The sequence below is a fragment of the Acrocarpospora macrocephala genome (assembly GCF_009687865.1).
In the GTDB taxonomy this organism is placed as follows: Bacteria; Actinomycetota; Actinomycetes; order Streptosporangiales; family Streptosporangiaceae; genus Acrocarpospora; species Acrocarpospora macrocephala.
In genome coordinates this window covers 37481-58630 of the sequence record NZ_BLAE01000041.1, presented here as the reverse complement: position 1 = coordinate 58630, position 21150 = coordinate 37481, and the positions used below count along the sequence as shown (strand labels likewise).

Annotated in this window: 21 protein-coding genes and 1 riboswitch; of the genes, 13 read left to right on the top strand and 8 right to left on the bottom strand. The window is 69.0% G+C overall.

Features of this window, described 5'->3' with window-relative positions; all coding sequences use genetic code 11:
- The first annotated feature begins 24 nt into the window (after positions 1–24).
- The 10 genes from Amac_RS32665 to Amac_RS32620 all read left to right on the top strand — a co-directional run bounded on the left by Amac_RS32665 (position 25) and on the right by Amac_RS32620 (position 10250).
- On the top strand, positions 25–867 hold the full coding sequence (locus tag Amac_RS32665) for an SDR family NAD(P)-dependent oxidoreductase (protein ID WP_155358275.1): 843 nt from the start codon (positions 25–27) through the stop codon (positions 865–867).
- Positions 864–1745 (top strand): NAD(P)-dependent oxidoreductase, encoded by an 882-nt coding sequence (locus tag Amac_RS32660; RefSeq protein ID WP_155358274.1) that lies wholly within the window; start codon positions 864–866, stop codon positions 1743–1745. Before Amac_RS32665 ends, Amac_RS32660 begins: the two co-directional genes overlap by 4 nt.
- A complete protein-coding gene (locus tag Amac_RS32655) occupies positions 1742–2134 on the top strand; it encodes a cupin domain-containing protein (RefSeq protein WP_155358273.1) in 393 nt (130 codons plus the stop codon). The genes Amac_RS32660 and Amac_RS32655 overlap by 4 nt, the downstream gene beginning before the upstream one ends.
- Positions 2131–2526, top strand: coding sequence for a 4-carboxymuconolactone decarboxylase (gene pcaC, locus Amac_RS32650; protein WP_155358272.1), 396 nt, complete (start codon positions 2131–2133; stop codon positions 2524–2526). Before Amac_RS32655 ends, pcaC begins: the two co-directional genes overlap by 4 nt.
- Entirely contained in the window at positions 2523–3392 is an 870-nt protein-coding gene (locus tag Amac_RS32645; RefSeq protein ID WP_218041426.1) for an NAD(P)-dependent oxidoreductase, read from the top strand. The genes pcaC and Amac_RS32645 overlap by 4 nt, the downstream gene beginning before the upstream one ends.
- Positions 3393–3465: 73 nt before the next feature.
- Entirely contained in the window at positions 3466–4035 is a 570-nt protein-coding gene (locus Amac_RS32640) for a TetR/AcrR family transcriptional regulator (RefSeq protein ID WP_155358271.1), read from the top strand.
- A 51-nt stretch (positions 4036–4086) separates the two neighbouring features.
- The gene (locus Amac_RS32635; protein ID WP_155358270.1) at positions 4087–5007 is read left to right on the top strand and encodes an SDR family NAD(P)-dependent oxidoreductase; all 921 of its coding nucleotides are present in this window, start codon (positions 4087–4089) and stop codon (positions 5005–5007) included.
- A 230-nt stretch (positions 5008–5237) separates the two neighbouring features.
- Positions 5238–8240, top strand: a complete 3003-nt coding sequence (locus Amac_RS32630; protein ID WP_155358269.1) for an AfsR/SARP family transcriptional regulator — start codon at positions 5238–5240, stop codon at positions 8238–8240.
- 380 nt (positions 8241–8620) lie between these two features.
- Positions 8621–9262, top strand: a complete 642-nt coding sequence (locus Amac_RS32625; protein ID WP_155358268.1) for a M15 family metallopeptidase — start codon at positions 8621–8623, stop codon at positions 9260–9262.
- Between the two features lie 226 nt (positions 9263–9488).
- Positions 9489–10250 (top strand): Clp protease N-terminal domain-containing protein, encoded by a 762-nt coding sequence (locus Amac_RS32620; protein ID WP_155358267.1) that lies wholly within the window; start codon positions 9489–9491, stop codon positions 10248–10250.
- A 321-nt stretch (positions 10251–10571) separates the two neighbouring features.
- Here Amac_RS32620 and Amac_RS32615 read toward each other — a convergent pair whose 3' ends face one another.
- The 4 genes from Amac_RS32615 to Amac_RS32600 form a co-directional block, all read right to left on the bottom strand.
- On the bottom strand, positions 10572–12356 hold the full coding sequence (locus Amac_RS32615; RefSeq protein WP_170322777.1) for a GH25 family lysozyme: 1785 nt from the start codon (positions 12354–12356) through the stop codon (positions 10572–10574).
- A gap of 95 nt (positions 12357–12451) precedes the next feature.
- Complete coding sequence (locus Amac_RS32610; RefSeq protein ID WP_155358265.1) at positions 12452–14107, bottom strand: FG-GAP-like repeat-containing protein; 1656 nt, start codon at positions 14105–14107, stop codon at positions 12452–12454.
- 211 nt (positions 14108–14318) lie between these two features.
- Positions 14319–14786 (bottom strand): hypothetical protein, encoded by a 468-nt coding sequence (locus Amac_RS32605; RefSeq protein ID WP_155358264.1) that lies wholly within the window; start codon positions 14784–14786, stop codon positions 14319–14321.
- A 45-nt stretch (positions 14787–14831) separates the two neighbouring features.
- Positions 14832–15452, bottom strand: coding sequence for a DNA topoisomerase IV subunit B family protein (locus Amac_RS32600; RefSeq protein WP_155358263.1), 621 nt, complete (start codon positions 15450–15452; stop codon positions 14832–14834).
- A 376-nt stretch (positions 15453–15828) separates the two neighbouring features.
- Here Amac_RS32600 and Amac_RS32595 point away from each other — a divergent pair, with 376 nt between their 5' ends.
- Together Amac_RS32595 and Amac_RS32590 are read left to right on the top strand one after the other, a co-directional pair.
- Entirely contained in the window at positions 15829–16767 is a 939-nt protein-coding gene (locus Amac_RS32595; RefSeq protein ID WP_155358262.1) for a MerR family transcriptional regulator, read from the top strand.
- A gap of 184 nt (positions 16768–16951) precedes the next feature.
- Positions 16952–17578, top strand: coding sequence for a hypothetical protein (locus tag Amac_RS32590; RefSeq protein WP_218041425.1), 627 nt, complete (start codon positions 16952–16954; stop codon positions 17576–17578).
- Between the two features lie 87 nt (positions 17579–17665).
- On the opposite strand, the gene Amac_RS32585 is transcribed toward Amac_RS32590, so the two are convergent.
- Complete coding sequence (locus tag Amac_RS32585; RefSeq protein ID WP_155358261.1) at positions 17666–18397, bottom strand: ABC transporter permease; 732 nt, start codon at positions 18395–18397, stop codon at positions 17666–17668.
- Positions 18397–19155 carry an ABC transporter ATP-binding protein gene (locus tag Amac_RS32580; RefSeq protein WP_155358260.1) on the bottom strand — a complete coding sequence of 253 codons (759 nt, stop codon included), beginning with the start codon at positions 19153–19155 and terminating at the stop codon, positions 18397–18399. Before Amac_RS32580 ends, Amac_RS32585 begins: the two co-directional genes overlap by 1 nt.
- A 63-nt stretch (positions 19156–19218) precedes the next feature.
- On the opposite strand from Amac_RS32580, the gene Amac_RS32575 reads away from it, so the two are divergent.
- On the top strand, positions 19219–19863 hold the full coding sequence (locus Amac_RS32575; RefSeq protein WP_155358259.1) for a TetR/AcrR family transcriptional regulator: 645 nt from the start codon (positions 19219–19221) through the stop codon (positions 19861–19863).
- Here Amac_RS32575 and Amac_RS32570 read toward each other — a convergent pair.
- Together Amac_RS32570 and Amac_RS32565 are read right to left on the bottom strand one after the other, a co-directional pair.
- Positions 19857–20180, bottom strand: a complete 324-nt coding sequence (locus Amac_RS32570) for a DMT family transporter (protein WP_155358258.1) — start codon at positions 20178–20180, stop codon at positions 19857–19859. The genes Amac_RS32575 and Amac_RS32570 overlap by 7 nt on opposite strands.
- Before the next feature lie 16 nt (positions 20181–20196).
- Positions 20197–20262: riboswitch (guanidine-III (ykkC-III) riboswitch) on the bottom strand.
- Positions 20263–20337: 75 nt separating this feature from the next.
- The gene (locus Amac_RS32565) at positions 20338–21120 is read right to left on the bottom strand and encodes a hypothetical protein (RefSeq protein ID WP_155358257.1); all 783 of its coding nucleotides are present in this window, start codon (positions 21118–21120) and stop codon (positions 20338–20340) included.
- Positions 21121–21150 lie beyond the last annotated feature (30 nt).

Sequence of the window (21150 nt, the reverse complement as noted above, 5' to 3'; positions counted from 1 at the left end):
CCCCCTACCAGCAAGGAGCAAGGCGTGAGATTCAAGGGTGCTGTCGCCGTGGTGACCGGCGCCGGGTCGGGCATCGGCGCGGCCACGGCCCGGCGGCTGTCGGCGGAGGGGGCGTCGGTGGTCGTCGTCGACATCGCCGAGCAGGCCGCCCGCCAGGTCGCGGAGGAGCTGCCCGGTCCGGCGCTGGCTGTGCAGGCCGACGTGTCGCGCGAGGACGACACGGGGGCGTACCTGGCCGCGGCCGTGGACCGGTTCGGCCGCGTCGACCTGCACCATCTGAACGCGGGCGTCGTCGGCACCTTCGACCGGCTGCCCGACATCGCGATCGAGGACTTCGACCGGGTCGTGGCCGTCAACCTGCGCGGCGTCTTCCTCGGGGTGCGGGGGGCATTCCGGCAGTACGCGGCACAGGACAGTGGCGGCGCCATCGTCATCACGGCGTCCATCGCGAGCCTGCGTGGGAGCCACGACCTGCTGCCGTACGAGTCGTCCAAGCACGGCGTGCTCGGCGTCATGCGCGGCGCCGCCATGTACGGCGGGCCGCAGGGCGTCCGGGTGAACGCCGTCGCGCCCGGCCTGGTGCCGACCGGACTGTTCGCGGACTCCGGCGGGGCCCCAGGTGCGGGAGACGATCTGCTGCGGCGTGGCGCGACCGTGCCGCAGCGGCGTACCGGCACTCCGGACGAGGTCGCCGCCGCCGTCGCCTACCTGCTCAGCGACGACGCCTCCTACGTGAACGGCGAGGTGCTGTCGGTGGACGGCGGCTCCGCGTGGGTGAACACCGTGCGCCCCGGCGGCGGGGCGGGCGCCTGGGATCCGGGCCCCGTCGACGCGGCCGCCCGTGTGATCACGGGGCGGGCCCGATGATCGGCTTCATCGGGCTCGGGAACATGGGCGGCCGGATCGCCCGGCGGCTGGTCGAGGCGGGCCACCCCGTGCTGGGGTACGACCCGGCGGCGGGCGCGGCGGGCACGACCCCCGCCACCGACGTCGCCGAAGTGGCACGGGAAAGCGACCAGGTGCTGCTCTCCCTGCCCGACAGCCGGGTCGTGGAAGCTGTCATGCTCGGCGAGGACGGGGTGCTCGCCCACGCCAGGCCCGGCCAGATCGTCGTGGACCTCAGCACCGCGGCCCCCGACTCGACCCGGCGCATCGCCGCCGCGCTGGCCGCCCGCGACGCCGCCTACCTCGACGCCGGTGTCTCCGGCGGCGCGGCCGCGGCGGAGAAGGGCGCCCTGACCCTCATGGTCGGCGGCGAAGAACAAGCCCTGGACCGGGTGCGTCCCACGCTGGCGCCGTTCGCGGCGAAGGTCTTCCACCTGGGTCCTTCCGGCGCGGGCCACTCGGCCAAGCTGCTGAACAACTTCCTGAACGCCGTCAGCCTGGCCGCCACCAGCGAGGTCATGGTGGCCGGCCGCAAGGCCGGGCTGGACCTGCGCACGCTGCTGGACGTGCTGAACTCCTCCAGCGGCGCGAACTGGGCCGTCGCCAACCGCTTCCCGCACATCGTCGAGGGCGACTACCTGGAGGGCGGGCTCACCACCACCCTGATGACCAAGGACCTGGTCCTCTACGTCGACCACCTGCGCGGCCTCGGCGTGCCGTCGCTGAACGCGGCGGGGCCGCTGGCGAGCTTCGGCCTCGCGGCCAACCTGGGGTACGCCGACCAGATCAGCAACCGTGTGGTGGACGCGATCGGCGACATCGCGGGCGGGGTACGCCTGCACGAAGGGGAACCATCATGAGAATCGTGCGCGGCCACGCCGAGGGGACGGCGTCCGTCCTCAAGTCCGACACCTTCGTGGGCACGGTCTGGGCCGACTCGGTCCTGCCGACGACGGACGGCACCACCATCAACGTCGTGACGTTCACCCCGGGGGCCCGTACCAACTGGCACGAGCACACCGACGGCCAGATCCTGCAGGTCCTCGCCGGGCAGGGCTGGGTGTGCACGGAAGGGGAAGCGCCCCGCGCGCTGCTGCCCGGCGACACCGTCTGGGTCCCGCCGGGCGAGCGCCACTGGCACGGCGCGACCGAGACCACCCTGATGACCCACACCGCCATCTCGATCGGCCCCACCCGCTGGTACGGGCAGGTCCGCGACGAGGAATACCCAACCGAGGAGTCCCGATGAGCGCCGAACGCTTCGAAGCCGGTCTGGAGATGCGCAAGAAGGTGCTGGGCGCCGAGCACGTCGAGCGCTCGCTCGCGGCGGTGAGCGACTTCAGCCGGCCGGTGCAGGAGCTGGTCACCGAGTACTGCTGGGGGGAGATCTGGACCCGGGAAGGCCTCGACCGGCGCACCCGCAGCCTGCTGAACCTCGCCATGCTGACCACGCTCAACCGGGGGCACGAGTTCGCCGTGCACGTGCGCGGCGCGGTCGCCAACGGCGTCACCGAGTCGGAGATCCAGGAGGTCCTGCTGCAGGCCGCCGTCTACGCGGGCGTGCCGGCGGCGCTGGAGTCGTTCCGGATCGCGGAGCGGACGCTCGCGGAGCTGCGCGAGCAGGGGGTGACGATCCCGTGACCGCGGTCGGTTTCGTGGGTCTTGGCAAGATGGGCCTGCCGATGGCGGCCAGGCTGGTCTCGGCCGGCTTTCGCGTCAGGGCGTACGACATCAGCCGCCCCGAGGGCATCGATGTGACGGGGGACGTCACCGAAGTGGCCGAGGGCGCCGACGCGGTGGTGCTGATGTTGCCCGACTCCGACGCGGTGGAGGCGGTGCTGGCGGACGCGGGCCTGCTGGCCGCCGCCGCGCCCGGCACCGTGCTGATCGACATGGGCTCCTCGCAGCCGCTGCGCACCCGCGCGCTGGCGGCCCGAGCCGCCGAGCGGGGGGTGCGCCTGGTCGACGCGCCCGTGTCCGGCGGCGTCAAAGGCGCGGTCGACGGCACCCTCACCATCATGGCCGGCGGCGACCAGGACGACCTGGACCGGGTGCGCCCGATCCTGGAGACGCTGGGCAGCCGGGTGCTCCGGCTCGGCCCGGTCGGGGCCGGGCACGCGCTGAAGGCGCTGAACAACCTGATGTCCGCCACCCACCTGCTCATCACGGCCGAGGCGCTGCTGGCCGGGCAGCGTTTCGGCCTCGACCCGGAGACCATGCTGGCGGCCGTGAACGGCTCCAGCGGGCGCAGCGGCTCGACCGAGAACAAATGGCCGAACTTCGTCCTGCCCGGCACCTTCGACTCGGGCTTCGGGCTGCGCCTGATGCTCAAGGACATGCGCATCGCCGTGGACCTCGCCGAGGCCACCGGCGTCGCGCCGCGCCTGGGCCGAGCCACTGTCGACCTGTGGGCCGACGCCGCCGAACACCTGCCCTCCACCGCCGACCACACCGAGATCGTCCGGTGGCTGCGCCAACTCCAAGAGGACACCGAGCCGAGCGCGTAAACGCCCCTCGCCTGTACCCGCCGCCACGGCGGGGCACCTTGACTGACTAGCCACTCATTTATATGCTTCCGCCATGGCTCGGCCGAAGAGCAAGGACAAGAGGGACGCGCTCATGGCGGCTGCGACTCGTGTCATCGTCGCGCAAGGCCTGAGTGCGCCCACGGCGGTCATCGCGCGGGAAGCCGGCATCTCGAACGGCTCGCTGTTCACCTACTTCGAGACGAAAGCCGACCTCTTCAACCAGCTCTACCTTGAGCTGAAAACGGGGATGGCCGCCGCCTCGCTGGATGGGCTTTCGACGAAGGCTCCGCTGCGCGAGCAGTTTTCTCGCATGTGGTCGAACTGGATGCGCTGGGCGACGTCGAACCCCGACAAGAGGCGAGCGCTCGCCCTGCTGGACGTCTCCGACGACATTGCCCAGGAGACCCGTGCCGCCTCGCATCGGGCGATGGCAGAAGTCGCAGGAATACTCGAACGGGCGCGCGCCCGCGGACCGATGCGGGACGCGCCGATGTCGTTCGTCGTCGCGATCATGAACTCGCTGGCTGAAACGACGATGGACTTCATGGTCAACGACCCCGCCAACGCCGACGAGCACTGCAGAGTCGGGTTCGACGCTCTGTGCCGGATGTTGGGCGACTGATTTTTTTTGAGCTAATAAATGACTGACCAGACAGACAACTAAGGAGAGCACATGGCGAAGACAAGTTCGGGAGAGCGCAAGGCGTACATCATCACCGGCCCGACGTCGGGCATCGGTCACAGCACGGCTCTCGAGTTGGCGAAGCACGCCACGGTCGTCCTGGTGGGTCGCGACCGAGGAAGACTCGACGAGGTACAGAAGACGATCGAGGGCGCGGGCCGGCACGCGGTGTCGGTCGTGTGCGACTTGTCGGATCTCGCGAGCGTACGGCGCGCGGCCGCAGAGATCATCGCGCTCCATCTTCCGCTCGCGGGCCTGGTCAACAACGCGGGCATCATCGAGATGCGCGCCACGAAGAACGCGCAGGGCTGGGACACGGCGTTCGCTACGAACCACCTCGGTCCGTTCGTGTTGACCGAGGCGCTCATGCCGCATCTCCCCCACGGCGCGAACGTGGTGTTCGTCTGCTCCGGCGTCGAAGACCCCGAGCGCAGGCCCGCCGTGGTCGCTGGGTTTCGAGGCGGTCGCTACATCTCTGCCGAGGCGAGCGCGCGCGGCGAGTGGCAGCCCGGTGGTTCCACCCTTCCCGGCGGCGACGCCTACGCGACGTCGAAGCAATGCAACCTCGCGACGGTGCTGGCGTTCGCGCGCGAGACTCCGCGGTTGCGCTTCAACGCCGTCGAACCGGGCTTCAGTCCGGCCACGAGCCTCTCGCGCGACGCGAACGTCCTCCTGCGCTTCCTGGGGAGGTACGTACTGTCGTTGTTCGCCCCGTTCATCAAGTACTGGAGCACTCCGGCGCGGGCCGCGAAGGTCATCACGAACGCCCTACTGAACGAGTCGGGAGGGACCGGCGTCTACTACGACGACCGGGGCCGGCCGATGCTCGGCTCGACGCTGGTGCGTGACCCGAAGTTTCAAGACCGCGTCGTCGCGGAGACGCGCGCTCTGCTCTCGACGGTCTTGGCCTGAAGCCGGTCATGCGCAAGACGCTCGGTTACGTCGCGTTCGGCTGGTGACGTAGCCGACGTACATGCCGATCGGCTGGCCCTGGACTACAGGACGGCGACCACACCGAGATCGTCCGGTGGCTGCGGGAGGACACCGTGTAAAGCTCCTTTTTCCAGGATGTATACCTCGCCTATACCGCCCTGAGAGATGATCAGCTTCCGGCTTTGGACCAGGAGCTGAGGTGATCGGGAGTGGCGGTGGAGTTCCGGCTGCTTGGGCCGGTCGAGGTGAGCGCCGCCGGGGTGGCAGTGCCGCTCGGCGGAGCCAAACCCCAGACGCTGCTGGCGGCGTTGCTGCTGGAGCACGGGCACATCGTGCCGACCGCGCGCCTGATCGACATCATCTGGCCGGATGATCCGCCGGAGACCGCCAAGGCGGCGATCCAGACCTACGTCAAGACGTTGCGGCAGGCGCTGGCCCGGCACGGCGTCGCGGATGTGATCGTCACTCGCGCGCCCGGCTACCTGGTCCAGATCCCCGCCGGGTCGCTGGACGTGGACCTCTTCGATCAGCTGCTCGCCCAGGCCCGGGAGGCGTCCACGCCGCAGGAGACCTCCGACCTGCTCGGCGCCGCGCTGGCCCTGTGGCGCGGGCCCGCCCTGGCGGGATCGCACACCTCACTGCTGGCCGGAGAGGTGGTCCGGCTGGAGCAGCTGCGGCTGACCGCCACGCAGGAGCGCATGGCCGCCGATCTGGCGCTGGGCCGGCACGGCCAGCTGGTGGCCGAGCTGGCCGCGCTGGTCGGCCGCCATCCCGCCGACGAGCGGCTGCGCGGGCAGTACATGACCGCGCTGTACCGGCTCGGCCGCCAGTCCGACGCCCTGGCCAGCTTCCGGGAAGGCCGCCAGGTGCTGGTCGAGGAGCTCGGCGTGGACCCGGGGCCGGAGCTGACCGGCCTCTATCACGCGATCCTGCGCGGTGACCCCATCCTGCTGGCGTCGCCGTCCGGGGAGGCGGTTGGCGTCGCCGTGCCGACGCAGCTGCCGCTGGCGCCCGCGGACTTCACCGGCCGCGCGCTCCAGACCTCCACCCTGGTCGCGGCGCTCACAGATCCTGCCCCGGCCATCCAGGTCATCGCGGGGCGCGGCGGCAGCGGCAAGTCTGCCCTGGCCGCCCACGTCGCCCACCAGGTGGCGACCGCGTTTCCCGACGGGCAGCTCTACGCCGAGCTGCGCGGGCTGAGCGAGACCCCCGCCGAGGCGGGCGAAGTGCTGGGGCTGTTCCTCAGGGCGCTCGGCGTGGAGCCGGCCGCCGTCCCGGCCGCCACCGCGGAGCGGGCCGAGCTCTATCGCCGCCTGCTGGCCGGGCGCCGGGTGCTGGTGCTGCTGGACGACGCCGCCGATGAACGGCAGGTACGGCCGCTGCTGCTGGGCGGTGGCGGCTGCGCCGTGCTGGTCACCTCGCGCAACCGGCTGGGCGGGCTGGCGGGCGTGCGCCGTACCGACCTAGACGTGCTCGATCCCGATGAGGCGGTCGAGCTGCTGGTACGGATCGTCGGGGCCGACCGGGTGAGCGCGGAGGAACCGGTGGCCCGTGAGATCGCCGAACTGTGCGGGCGGCTGCCGCTGGCGATCAGGATCGCCGGGGCCCGGCTGGCCACCCGCCAGCGCTGGCCGCTGCGCTTGCTGGCCGACCGGCTGACGGACGAGCGGCGCAGGCTGGACGAGCTGGCGATCGCCGACCTGGAGGTGCGGGCCGGTTTCGAACTCAGCTACCGGGCGCTGGACACCGGCGCGCGCCAGGCGCTGCGGCGGCTGGGCCATCTGGGGGTGCCGGAATTCGCCTCGTGGGTCGTCGCCTGGCTGACCGGCACCGCGGAGACTGCGGCGGAGGATCTGGTGGAACGGCTGGTCGACGCGCAGCTGGTGGACTTCAGCCGGGTCGACGACCTGGGCACGCCCCGGTTCCGCGTACACGACCTGGTACGGATCTACGGGCGGGAGCGGGCCGAGGCCGAGGAGCCCGCGCAGGAGCTGGCGGCGGCCGTGGGCCGGGTGCTCGGCGGCTGGCTGACCCTGACCGACCAGCTGGCCGCCGACGCTCCGTCCGACGAGATCGGCCGGCCGCGCCCCGCCCTGGCGTCCTCCCCCGTCTCCGACGAGCTGGCCGCGCGGGTGCTGGCGGCCCCGCACGACTGGTTCGACATCGAGCAGCCCGCGCTGGTCGTCGGCCTGGAGCGGGCCGCCGCGCTGGGCCTGCACGACCTGGTCTGCCAGTTCACCTCGGCCCGGCTGGGGCCGTCGTTCCTGGGCGTCAACCGGTTCGAGTCCCGGGAGCGGATCAACCAGGCCGCGCTGGCCGCGGCCCGCCGCGCCGGCGACCGGTACGGCGAGGCGACCATGCTGGCCGAGCTGGGACACCTGCGCTACGACCAGGATCACTTCCCGGAGGCGCGCCGGGTCCTCGACGAGGCGCTCGGCGCCTTCCGCGAACTCGGCGACGCGCGGGGGCAAGCCGTGGCGCTGTCCGGGCTCGGCGTGATCTGCCGGGAGGCGGGCCGCCTGGTCGAGGCGCTGCACTTCCTGGATGAGGCCGGGGCGCTGCTCGGCGAGGATGCCGCGATCGCCTACCCGCGGCGGCTGGCCGCTTCGGTCCGGCTGGAGCGCGGTGACTTCCCCGCCGCCTGGTCCGGCCTGGCGGAATCCCTGGCCGCCTACCGCCGCGCCGGCAGCCACCGCGGCGAGGCGGTGACCTTACGCACCATGAGCCTGTTTCACCGCGCGACCGGCGAGTACGCCCCGGCGATCGAGACCGCCGAAGCCGCGAGGACCATCTTCGACCGGCTCGGCGACAAGCTGATGGAGGCGTACTCGGTCCGCGCGTGGGCCAAAGCGCAGCTGCGCCTGGGCCGGACCGAACAGGCCCTGGCCCCGCTGGAAGGGGTGCTGTCGACCTGCCAGGCGATGGGTGACCGCTGGGGCCTGGGGGTGACCCTGCGCACCCTGGGCGAGCTTCATCTGGCCGACGGCCACCTGCGGGACGCGGCCGCCTGCCTGACCGCGGCGATGGAGGTGTGGCAGGACATGGACGCCCCGCTCTGGCGCGCCCGCACCGAACGCGACCTCGCGCTGCTACACGAGGCCCGGGGCGAGTCCGGGCTGGCGGCGAAGATCATGGACCGCGCGGTCAAAGTCTTCCGCGACCACGGCGCCCGCGAATACGGCGAGCTCACCGGCGGTACGGCCGCATTCTGAGATCCCGCCCGCCCGGAATTTCAGCAAAGTTTCAGCGCCTCATTCGAACCTTCTGGTGTCAGCAGGAAGAACACTCTCCCCCGGAAGCTAGTAATGAGACCTAACCGCCTTATCTCCGGCACCCTCGGCATCTGGACGGCAGCCGCTCTCGGCTTCACGAGAGCCACGGTCACATCGTCGCGGTCGCCCGTCCCCGGCGGCGGACTCGCCTATCCCCATGCGTGGACCCACCGCCACGGTGGGTCCACCTGACTTTCGGCAGGCATCACCGGCTCCGCCCTCGAGTGACTCCGTCTCCCCTATCCCGAACTCGCAATGGCCGTCCGATCTCTGACCGGGCGGCCTACAGCGCTATCCAGACTCGATCCGAAGGACAAGAAATGATCCTGCTCTCCGATCCCGTGATCAGCCGAATGCCGATTGAGGAGTCTGGCGAGGTATTGATCGATCTCCGCACCGTCCAGGCGCTGCGCCTCGATCCGCGCATGGCCGACACGGGAGCCGCCTACTCCCATCTTCGCGTCAGCGTCGTGGACCGCCTGGTCACCGCGCAAACCTTGCTGCCACCCGGGCTCTATTTCCTGATCATCGAAGGCTTCCGGCCCGTGGAGCTCCAAGCCCGGTATTTCGACGACCACGTCGCCCGGCTCCGAATTGTCCACCCGGGCCAGGATCCCGCGTGGTATCGCCAGCGGGCCAGCCGCTACATCTCCCCACCCGAGGTCGCCCCGCACGTGGCCGGCGCCGCCGTCGATCTGACCTTGTGCGATACGGACGGCAACGAGCTCTGGCTGGGCACGGAGGTCAACGACACCGACACCGAGGCCTGCCACACCGACAGCGTCGCGATCCCCGCCGAGGCCAGGCGACACCGCCGCGTCCTCAGCGAGGCACTCACCGCGGTCGGCCTGGTCAACTACCCCACCGAATGGTGGCACTGGTCCTACGGCGACCGTTACTGGTCCTGCGTCACCGGCGCCTCAGCCGCCCGGTACGGACCGACGGCACTCCCCACCTCCTGACCGCGAGACGCCCGCCGTGGGGGCTACCGTGAACGCCCGTCTACGACAGCCCCCATCGCGATCACCATGACAGCTTCCGCTGTTTCGGTGGGCCTACGCCGCAGGTGCCAGAGGCATGCCCAAGACGGAGGCACTCACCACATTCCTGGCGGCGCAGCACCCTCAATGGACTAATAACCCCTATAGGGTTATCTTGGGGGCACAGGAGTCTGTGGAGGTGTGCGCGATGCCGAAGATCAACGTCTATCTGCCCGATGATCTGGCCGAGGCCGTAAAGGAGGCCGGTGTGCCGGTGTCGGCGGTGTGCCAGCGGGCTCTGGAGCAGGCCGTGCGACGGGTGACCGCCATCCGGGAGACGGTTCTGGGCGATCTCGACGACGAACCGACCGGAGCGCTGGCGCACTTCACCGCAAGGACGCGGGCCGTGCTGAAACTGGCGGTGGAGCGGGCGCGGGACGCCGGCGAGCCGAGGATGGGAACCGAGCACCTGCTGGGCGCCATGCTGGACGAGGGCACCAACCTGGCACTCCACGTGCTCCGCGCCATGGAGATCGAGCCGGAGCGGGTCGGGCGTGATCTGGCCCGCCGGCAGCCCGGAGAGCGAGAGACCGCCCCGCCGGACGGTGATCCGCGCCGGTTTGACGGGCCCGCGGCCAACGCGCTGGAGCTGGCGGTCACCGAGGCGACCTCCCTCGGCCACAATTACATCGGCTGCGAGCACCTGCTGCTCGGCCTGGCCGTCGAACCCGACGGAGTCGCAGGACAGGTTCTGCGGGCCCTGGGGGCCGATCCCAAGCTCGTCCGCCGCGCCGTCACCGCCGCGCTGGCGGGCTACGTTCACCTGCGGGCCGAGAGCGGGCAGGGCCAGCCGACGGCGTCCGCCGCCGCACAGCAGGCGCTCGCCGCGGCCGTACGTCAGGGAATCGAACCGCTGAGTCGGCGCATCGCCCGGCTGGAGGAGCACCTCGGGCTGACCACCGAAGGCTGACCGCCGTGTTCCGCCGCGCTCGCCGTAGGCCGCCCGATCAGAGGCGGCGGTACGGCCAACGTCTCCTTCCGCTGTGGCAGCAGTGGCTCCAGCTGGCCGCCTTAGTCCTCATCGTGTTGGCAATTCTGTGGTGAAACATCTGCTGATGCCGGGAGCGAGCACGTAGATCAGGCGTGGCGGAGGACGGCCGCACCCGGCTGATCTTCCGGATCGAAACCCCACAACGGAACCGACCTCGCTGGCGTGTGGGACGCCTTCGGTGTGTGAATAGCCCGATAGGCCGCCCGGTTGAAGATCGGACGGCCTAGCGAGCTTGGCTGGTTACTGTGCGGTGGGGATGTGGCTGAAGGTGCTCCACAGAGTGCCGAGGCTGACGTACTGGTCGAAGGACGGGACCGCCGTGCCCTTGCTGCGCCAGGCCAGCATCTGATCGGTGCCGTTGAGACCGAGCAGGTCGGTCTTGCCGTCACGGTCGTAATCGGCCACCAGGAAAGTGGTCACGGTCTTCCAGCCGCTGGTGATGAGCATGCTCTGCCCGCGCGCGGGAGCACCGACGGCGCTGGTGTTGGGCACCACCCAGAACTGGTCACCCGTGGCCGCGTCCACGCCAGCGATGTCGACCTTGCCGTCACCGGTGAAGTCGGCGATGACGATCTTGGACAGGGTGCTCCACTGGGCGCCCAGGTTCACGTACTGGTCGAAGGACGGGACGGCCGTGCCCCTGTTACGCCACACGAACATCTGGTCGGTGCCGTTCAGGCCGAGCAGATCGGTCTTGCCGTCGCCGTCGTAGTCGGTCACCCAGAACCGGGTGACGGTCTTCCAGTTGTCACTGATGTGCATGCTCTGTCCACGTGCCGGGGCGCCGACGGCGCTGGTGTTGGGCACGACCCAGAACTGGTCACCGGTGCCGGCATCGACACCGGCGATGTCGACCTTGCCGTCGCCGGTGAAGTCGGCGATGACAATCTTGGACAGGGTGCTCCACTGGGTACCGAGGTTGACCGGCGGATTCAGTGACGGATGACCAGGTGAACTGGTGTTGATCCAGGCCAGCATCTGATCGGTGCCGTTGAGACCGAGCACATCGGTCTTACCGTCACCGTCGTAGTCAGTCAGCCAGTACTTGGTGACGGTTTTCCAGCCGGTGCTCATGGGGATGCTCTGTCCGCGTGCGGGCGCGCCGGGGGCGCTGGTGTTGGGGACGAACCACATGTCATCACCGGCGGCACCCAAGCCCAGGAAGTCCGGCTTGCCGTCGCCGTCGAAGTCCACCAGCCGCCCCGCCTGCGGATCCACCACCGGCCTGGGAATGGAAAGGCCGGACAACTGGTCCAGGTACGCCTGCGTGCCGTTGAAGACGTTCAGGGTGACATTCGTGGTCGGGACTCCGGGGACGGAGCCGACGTCGGCGTACTGCCACATGAGCCAGGAGCTCCAGCCGGGCGGAACGGCGGGGGTGGTGTGGCTGCTGATGTAGTCGGCCACCTGCAGGCCGTACGAGCCGAAGGCGGTGGTGCTCCCCATGCAACCCGTCATGAACCCCTTCGCCGTGTAGATCCACGGCTTGACGCCGAACGCGGCCTGCACCCTGTCCAGCCAGGTCTGCGCGAACGCCACGGTGGTGTACGGCGGGCAGGAACTGGTGCCGTCGTCGGTCCACTCCAGGTCCAGGATCGGCGGCAGTTCACCCGCCCGGTGCCCGGTGTAGCCCGCCGCGCGCACTGTGCTGATGAAGAAGTCCGCCTGGGCGACGGCGTTCGAGCTGGTCCCGGTCAGATAGTGGTACGGCGCGGTGGCGATGCGCTGCGCCAGGGCGGCGCCGAGATCGCCGCCGAAGTAGGGATTGGTCTTGTTCGTGCCGCGGGTGGCCTTCAGCGTGGCGAAGGTCACTCCGGACTGCCGGATCTGGGACCAGTTCACCGAGGCCCCACCGGGGTGCTGGTATTCCGTGACGTCCACACCCTTGATGGGGAACCTGGCCGGATCCGGGTTGGCGGACGACGCACTGGCTGGCTGAGCGAGCACCCCGGCGAGCCCCACGGCGACGGCGGCCGCAGCAATGAGCCGGCGAGTCAATCTCGGCCATGTCTGTATTGCGGACATTTCTGCTCCAAGGTTGAGAGATATCGAGCGCTGGAACGCACCCGCCGGCCCGACCGCACCCATCCGGTGCGGTCAGCGGCCGGCGGTCGATGGGGTTACTGCGCGGTGGGGATATGGCTGAAGGTGCTCCACAAGGTGCCCAGGCTGACGTACTGCTCGAAGGACGGGACCGCCGTGCCCTTGCTGCGCCAGGCCAGCATCTGATCGGTGCCGTTGAGACCGAGCAGGTCGCTCTTGCCGTCACGGTCGTAATCGGCCACCAGGAAAGTGGTCACGGTCTTCCAGCCGTTGGAGATGAGCATGCTCTGCCCGCGCGCGGGGGCGCCGACGGCGCTGGTGTTGGGCACCACCCAGAACTGGTCACCCGTGGCGGCGTCGACACCGGCGATGTCGACCTTGCCGTCAGCAGTGAAGTCACCGATGACAATCTTGGACAGCGTGCTCCACTGGGCGCCCAGGTTCACGTACTGGTCGAAGGACGGGACAGCGGTACCCCTGTTGCGCCATACGAACATCTGGTCAGTGCCGTTGAGACCGAGCAGGTCGCTCTTGCCGTCACCGTCGTAATCGGTCACCCAGAACCGGGTGACGGTCTTCCAGTTGTCACTGATGTGCATGCTCTGCCCACGCGCCGGGGCGCCGACGGCGCTGGTGTTGGGCACCACCCAGAACTGGTCACCGGTGCCAGCATCGACACCGGCGATGTCGACCTTGCCATCACCGGTGAAGTCGGCGATGACAATCTTGGAGAGGGTGCTCCACTGGGTACCGAGGTTGACCGGCGGATTCAGTGACGGGTGGCCGGGTGAACTGGTGTTGATCCAGGCCAGCATCTGATCGGTGCCATTGAGACCGAGCACATCGATCCTGCCGTCACCGTCGTAATCGGTCAGCCAGTACTTGGTGACGGTCTTCCAGCCGGTGCTCATGGGAATGCTCTGTCCACGTGCGGGCGCGCCGGGAGCGCTGGTGTTGGGGACGAACCACATGTCATCACCGGCGGCACCCAAGCCCAGGAAGTCCGACTTGCCGTCACCGTCGAAGTCCACCAACCGCCCCGCCTGCGGATCCACCACCGGCCGCGGAGTCGGCTCGTCGACATCACTTGCACCCACGGGGCTGGAGTAGCCGACGATGTCGATGTTGGTGCGGGAGTAACTGTTCTCCTTGACGCGATCGCCGCTGTTGCCTTCGATGGTGTAGACCGTGCTGCCGCTCGCCGACTTGACGATCCCGACGTGGTCGATGACACCGTTCTGGTCCCAGTCGAAGACGAGGGCGTCGCCCGGCTGCGGTGTGTAGCCGCTGCCGCGGGTGTGCCAGGTGCCGTGCGTCGTGCCGTAGTCCTTGAACGAGCTGGCCCAGCCGGTGAGCACGCCTCCGCTGCCCTCGGGCACATCGGCGTACGGCACGCCGGCGTTCTTCCACACGTACTTGGAGAAGTCGGCGCACCAGTCGCTGTCACGCCACTGAACTCCGTCGGTGGCGGGGCAACCGGTTCCGGGCTTCCAGGTTCGGAAGTAGCCGGTGTAGTAGTTGCAACCGCTCCCCAGCGGCTGCTCGTGATTGCGCGATGCGTTGTTCAGCTGGCTTTGCGCGACCGAGACGATGGAGTCACGGGACACGGCAGCGGCCGGCATCGTAGTGATGGCGATCAATCCCGATCCCAGAACAGCCGTAGTGGCCAGCCCGACGCTGAGGCGACGGACGAATCGCAGGCCGCTCTGTGCTCCTATGCGGGTGAGGTTCATGAGGATCCTTCCGGTGGAGGACGGTGCTTCGTACTGACACCGGAAGATTCGAAGGGCCTGCTGAAACCTCGCTGAAAATCCGCGGCGGCCGGCTTTCAGCGCGCGGCACCCTCAGCGGCCGGACCGCCGGTGAACTCGTCGTATTCGCGGGCACCGTGGTCGTGGAAGAACTCCGCACCGGCCCTAGCCCGGGTGATGTGCGTGCCCGAAATCAGATATGGGCGATGATCTGGCGTACGGGACGGCCCAAGGCGTTCGCGAGGGCTGCCAGCTCCTCGTCGTTGAACCAGCCTCGATCCGGGTTCCAGATGGCGATCTCGAACCGCGCGAAGCCGCAGGGCCAGTCGTAGTCCAGCGCGTCCAGTGCCGTCTGGCCGCCGCAGCACGGGACCTGGATCGCCAATGTGGGCAAGCCGTCTTCGTAATGAACGTCAAGGAGCTCGGCCCACCACCCGGTGTCGATCGAGGTGCCGCAGAGCGGGCAGCCGATCTTTGTCAGGTTGGCACCGCAGTCGACAGCGGTGAGGCTCTCATACCAGGTGACTTCGATCTCGACGTCCAGGCCGTCTGGGATTCCGGGGGCGAGTTCCGCCGCGAGCGCGGCGGCACGCTCAGCGGCGTCCCGGTCGGGTTGCCAGTACGGATCGGCCGGGATGATCGAGAGCACGTCGTCACTCATCTGGCCCTCGAGGCAGGATCCGCATGCTGACGGATAGTACATGCCCTACTTGTAGAAGGCTTCCTGGCCGGGATTCGCGCGGCGACGGTCGCGGACGATGACATGCCCCGGTCCCTTCGGGGCACCACAGTCCGGGTCGTGCAACTCAAGGTGATCGGTGGGGAAGGCGGCGCCGCGCCCGAGGCGTCCGGGATCGAGGACGAAGACGATACGCGTACCGCTGCCGACCGGAGCATCGATCTCCCAGGGCTCGGCGAGCGGCCGGATGCCGGCGAGTTCCTGGCGGAAACCGCGACCATCGCTCCACATCTCCACGGTCACGCTCTCGCACAGCGCCGCCACAGCGGCAGGAAGCCACCACTCAGGGCCCAACAGGGAGCCGTAGTAGCCGAGTGCGGGCGAATCCGCCCCGCCCCACGCATGCACTTGATCCATCGCCACCGTAAAACCGAGATCATCGAATACCTCGATCACCGTGCGCAGCGTGTGCTCCCTGGCGACACCGGCCGCCGGATGAAGAGCATGTCCCGCCACTGCGCAGAGCAACGCGGTCGGCAGCCTCGGATCGTTCAGCCCCACCCCGAAGTACATTTCGGGCCGCTTCCGCACAACCTCGTCGAACTCCAGCACGGTGATGTCGGCCGCGGTGTATTCGTTGCCCGCCACAGGCCAACACGCTACTGGGGCGACGATCTCCGCGGCCAACGGAGGCCACCGCGCTCCCGCCGGGCCTGGCTCAAGTCTGCCGCCCGTCATGCACGAAGAGCGCCCTGCTCGGGGGCGCTCAGCGCAGCTCCTCAGAGGGGCGATGAACGCGGTTCCTCTGTGTCTGCCACGAGGAAAATCCCCACCTCCCACAGTCGGTGTAGCAGATCGGTCACGGCGTCCGGGTTCTCCAGGGAGGCGTGGGAGGCAGCACGCGCCGGAGTAACCGGAGTAAATCGTCGAGAGCTGTGGATGTGGTGGGGTGCCCACCCGGGCTGGTGGGTCTTCTGGAGGATGGGCTTGAGTCTCCAGTAAGGGGAGACGCGAAGGTGGGGGTATGGACGGCGACACGCTCTACACGATCGGGGCGCTGGCCCGGCGGACCGGGCTTACGGTGAAGACCATACGGTTTTACTCCGATGCTGGGATCGTGCCGCCGACTGGCCGCAGCCCGGCTGGCTACCGGCTCTATGACCTGCGTGCGCTCGCGCGTCTGGATCTCATACGTTCGTTGCGTGACCTGGGCCTTGATCTCGCTGTCATCCGGCAGGTGCTGGATCGGGAGATCTCGGTGCCTGAGGTCGCGGCGGCGCATGCCAACGCTCTGGACGTGCAGATCCGCACTCTGCGGCTGCGGCGCGCGGTGCTGCGAGCGGTAGCCAAGCGGGGCTCCACCCCTCAGGAAATGGATCTCATGCACAAGGTCGCGAAACTCTCCGACGACGAGCGTCGGCGCCTCGTCAACGACTTCATCGACGACACCTTCGGGGGCTCGGACGCCAATCCCGATTTCGTGGACTTGATGCGCTCCGCCATGCCCGACCTGCCGGACGATCCCGAACCCGATCAGGTCGACGCCTGGGTGGAACTCGCCGAGCTCACCCAGGACCCGGACTTCCGCACCGCGGTACGCCGGATGGCCGAGTACCAGGCTGCCGAACGCGCCCAAGGCGACACCACCGGTCTGCACCACGACCTCACCGAAACCGTCCGCCAGCAGGTCAGCGATGCCCTCACCGCCGACGTCGCCCCCGCCTCGGCCGAGGCGGCGCGCATCGTCGACGCCCTCACTGCCCGCTACGCTCAGGTTTTCAGTCGGGCCGACGATACTGACCTGCGTCGCTGGCTGCTGAGGCGCCTGGAGATCGCCAGCGACCCGCGCGCGGAACGCTATTGGCATCTCCTTGCCGTAATCAACGGATGGCCCGTCCCGCCGAGCCTGGCGCCGGTATTCGCCTGGTTCATCGAGGCCGTGCGCGCCGGTCTCAAGCCGTAGCCCGCTGCCGCACCCCGCTCAGTCCGGTCCTGGCGGTCTGAGACTCAGGCCGCCAGGACCGGGGCGCCAGCGCATCGACCTGCTCTGGCCGCTGAGGGATTGTTAACCTGGGCCAGCAGAAGCACCTTTTACAAAGATCACCGGGAGCTGTGTGCACATAGCGGGAATACGGCTGCTGGCCTGGATGGCCTTGCTCTTGACCGTGGCGGCGTGCGGCCAGGAACGGCCGGTCGCGCGGGCGACCGTCACTCCGCCCGCGCAGGAACGTGCGCCCACGCCGAGTCCCGCCCCGCAAGAACGTGTGCCCACGGCGAGTCCCGCCCCGCAAGAGAGCTCCAAGGGCACTGAACCGCGTGGGAGCGATTATCAGGGGCCGGATCGCTGGTTCGAGGCGAGGCTGGCGCTCGCGGACGGACGCCAGGTGGCGATGCACTACCGGCGCGGCGAAGGACTCTACGAGCAGCATCGCAGCCCGCAGGCCAGCAGGTGGACCAAGCCGCACCTGATCTACGGCACCAAGACCGATGCCTGCCAGGGAATCACGCTCCAGGCCAGCGGCGGCACGGTCACCGCAATCGCGGACTTCGGCGTGTACTGCTCGGACGGCGAACCGCCGACGGAGTCCATCGCGGCGGTGGCTGTGGGAGATCTACGCAGCTGGGATCACCACCTCACCAAGGACTTCGACGGCTGGAGGCGCGCCACAATCACCGACAGAGGCAGGAAGGCCACCTTCCGGGGTGGGCGCAGCACGCTCATCTGGACCTTGACCGGCGGCTTCTCGGACCCGGTGCACAGGTATCCCAGCTGAAACCGCCACGTCGCGTGGGTGGCGCCGGTGGCGAGGAAGTGGGCAACGCTGCCGGAGCCGTAGTCGATGTCGGGCCGCTGCCCGTCTTCAGGCGTTCTCCCGCTGGAACAGTCGGGTGCCGAGGAGGACGCCGACGAGGAGGAACAGCACGCTGACCAGGACGCCCCAGCCGACCTCGGCTGAGGTGTAGGAACCGGTGAACAGCGAGCGCAGCGCCTCGACGACGTAGCGGAAGGGGGTGAGCCGGGACAGGACGTCCAGCCAGGCGGGCGCGAGTGACATCGGCAGCAAGGCGCCGGAGAGCAGCATCAGTGGCACCAGCGCGGTGGACATGAGCGGCGGGAAGAGTTCCTGGTCGATCGTGAGCGCGACGGCGTAGGAGAAGGACGCCAGGCCCACGGCGAGCATCACGATGAGGGCCAGGCCGAGTAGCACGCCGCCGGCCGGGGCGCGCAGACCGAAGGCGTACCCCAGGGTGATCACCAGAACGGCCTGGACGAGCAGGACCACGCTGTCCTTCAGCACCCGGCCGAGCAGCAGCGAAGTCCGGCTCGCGGGAGTCACGCGCAGCCGCTCCAGCACGCCGAACCGCTGGTCGAGCACGATGCCGAAACCGGCCAGGCCCGCGCTCATCAGGGCGAGCTGGATCAGCAGGCCGGGGACCAGCGCGCCCCACGAGCCCACGCCGCTCCGGTCGAACAGCGGCCCGAACAGGACCAGGAACAGGATCGGCTGGATCGCGGTGAACAGGATCGCGAACTTGCTCCTGAAGGTGGCGCGCAGGTAGTAGCGGGCCAGGATCAAAGCGCTCGGGGACATCAGGCCACCGCCTCTTCGCGCAGCTCGCGGCCGGTCACCGTGAGGAAGACGTCGTCGAGCGTGGCGTCCGGGCCGATCCCGGCCTTGAGCTGGGCTGGCGTGCCCTCGGTGACGATCCGGCCGTGATCGATGATCAGCACGCGGTCGCACAAAGCGTCGGCCTCGTCGAGGTAGTGGGTGCTGAAAAACACGGTGACGCCCTCGTCGTCGCGGAGCCGCCGGATGTGGCCCCAGAGGTTCGCGCGGCTCTGCGGGTCGAGGCCGGTGGTGGGCTCGTCGAGGAAGAGCAGCGCGGGCCGGTGGAGCAGGCCCATCGCGATGTCCACGCGCCGCCGCTGCCCGCCGGAGAGCGAACCGGCGACCCGCTGCTCCACACCCGTGAGGTCCAGTTGCGCCAACACCTCGCGCACCCGGGCGCGGGCTTCGGCGGGGCGCAAGCCGTACAGCCGGGCCTGGACTTCTAAGTCCTCGCCGACGTAGCCCATTGGGCTGACTGTCGCGCCTTGGGCGACGTAGCCGATGCGGCGCCGTACGCCGGTCGGGTCGGCGAACAGGTCGTGGCCGGCGATGGTGGCGGTGCCGGATGTGGGTTTCAGCAGGGTCGTCAGCAGGCGCATCGTGGTGGTCTTGCCCGCCCCGTTGGGGCCGAGGAAGGCCACGATCTCGCCCTCGGCCACCTCGATCCGGACCCCGCGCACCGCCTCGACCGCGCCCTTCCTGGTTTCGAAGGTCTTCGTCAGTCCTATGGCGTGAATCATGCTCGATAGAGTAACACCAATTTTGGTGTCACTTAAATTTTGGTGATGCCATATAGTTGGACCATGTCGGACGAGCTTGGCCTGCGCGAACGCAAGAAGCGGGAGACCCGGCAGCGGATCGCCGACGTCGCCATGGGGCTGTTCCTGCAGCGCGGGTTCGACAACGTCACGGTCGCGGAGATCGCGCGAACAACGGATGTCTCGGTCAACACGGTCTTCAACTACTTCAAGACCAAGGAAGACCTGTTCCTCGACCGCAACGACCTCGCTCAGGACTCCCTGGCGCGCGTGGTGCGGGAACGGCTGCCCGGCGAGTCCGCGATCCAGGCGATCAGGCGCGACTTCATCGACGCCCTGGAGACCCGGCACTGGCGTTACGGGTTCAACGAGGGCGGCGACGTGTTCGCCAGGCTGGTCAGGGAGAGCCCTTCCCTCTCCGCCCGGCTGCACGAGATGCACTGGACCCGCCAGGTGCTCCTCACCGAGGCCCTCGCCGACGTGGCCGACGCCGATCCCGACGACCCCACCCCTTCGATCGTCGCCGCGCAGGTCTACGCCGTCATCCGCACCCTGACGATGCAGACCCTCATACGGAGGATCGCCGGCGAGATCTGGGACGAGATCGCCCCAGACCTCCGCACCCAGGCGGAACGCGCCTTCGCCCTTCTCGAACACGGCATCGGCGACTACCCCAACGCCGGTCAGTGACCGCCGCCCGCCAGGTTGAGGCCGACGACACCGCAGAGGATGAGAAGGATCGAGGCGATCTTGATGGGGGAAACGTTCTCGCCCAAAAGGATCATGCCTAGGGTGGCGGTGCCGATGGCGCCGATGCCGGTCCAGACGGCGTAGCCCGTACCGACGTCGAGGCTCTTGAGGGCGAGTGCGAGCAGGCCGAAGCTGACGACGGCGGAGGCGATGAAGCCGATGCTCGGCAGCGGTGCGGAGAATCCGTCGCTGAGCTTGAGCGAGTAGGCCATGACGACCTCGAACAGACCTGCGGCGATGACCAGAAGCCAGGCCATGACGGCTCCCTCCTAAGGAGCGTCGTCTGGCAGGCCGGGTACGGCGCGTCTCGTCCGGGCGGGCCTTGATCGTGGCCCGCATAGGGAACAACGGCGGCGGCCTCGTGCGGATTCCCGCACAGCGCCCCGCCCGGAGGGACGGGGCGCCGTTGGCTGGTCAGAACCTCTGAACGGTCTCGCAGGCGACCGGCTCGGGGTCGAGGCCGCCCTTGTCGATGACGATCTCGTCGATGCCCAGGCCGCAGTCCAGGTCGCTGTCCTTGGCCAGGTCCTTGGCGAAGAGCTCGTCCTTGCCGCCGAGGCCGAACAGCTTGTCACCGGCGCCGCCGCCGTCCTCGATCCGGTTGTTGCCGTTGCTCCCGATCAGGAAGTCGCCGCCGAGGGTGGAGCCGACGATGTTCTCCACGTCGTCGCGGACGTTGTCGGAGTCGATGTTGCGGCCGTCGCCGGCCTGGTTGTCCAGGCTCACCCGCACCGACAGGTTGCTGCTCTTGTAGGAGACGGTGTCGGTGCCGGTGCCGCCGATCCAGGTGACCGCCCGGCCGGTCGGCGAGGTGGTGCTGGCGATGAGGTTGTCGTTGCCGTCCCCGCCGTTGACGGTGCCCTTGAACGAGACTCCGACGCTGAAGGAGTCGTTCATGTCGCCGAGGTTGGCGGCGAATTCGCTGGCCGACGTCCCGCAGGTCACCGCGCGCGGGGTGAGCTTCTCGCACCCGGGGAGCGCGGTGAGCGGCTCGGTGTCGAACACGGTGATCTTGCCGTTGAAGACGGTGATGGACGCGCTGTTGATCCCGCGGGCGCCCGCGGTGTAGGTGATCTTCCCGTTGCTGAGGCCGACCGTGCCGGCGGAGGCGGCCTGGCTGGGGGTGGCAAGGGTGGCGGCCAGCGCGGCGGACGCGAAGGCCAGCAGCGACGTCCGGGCCAGGTTCTTGGTACGCATGTCATGTCCTTGATAGTGGGTTCCGTTCTT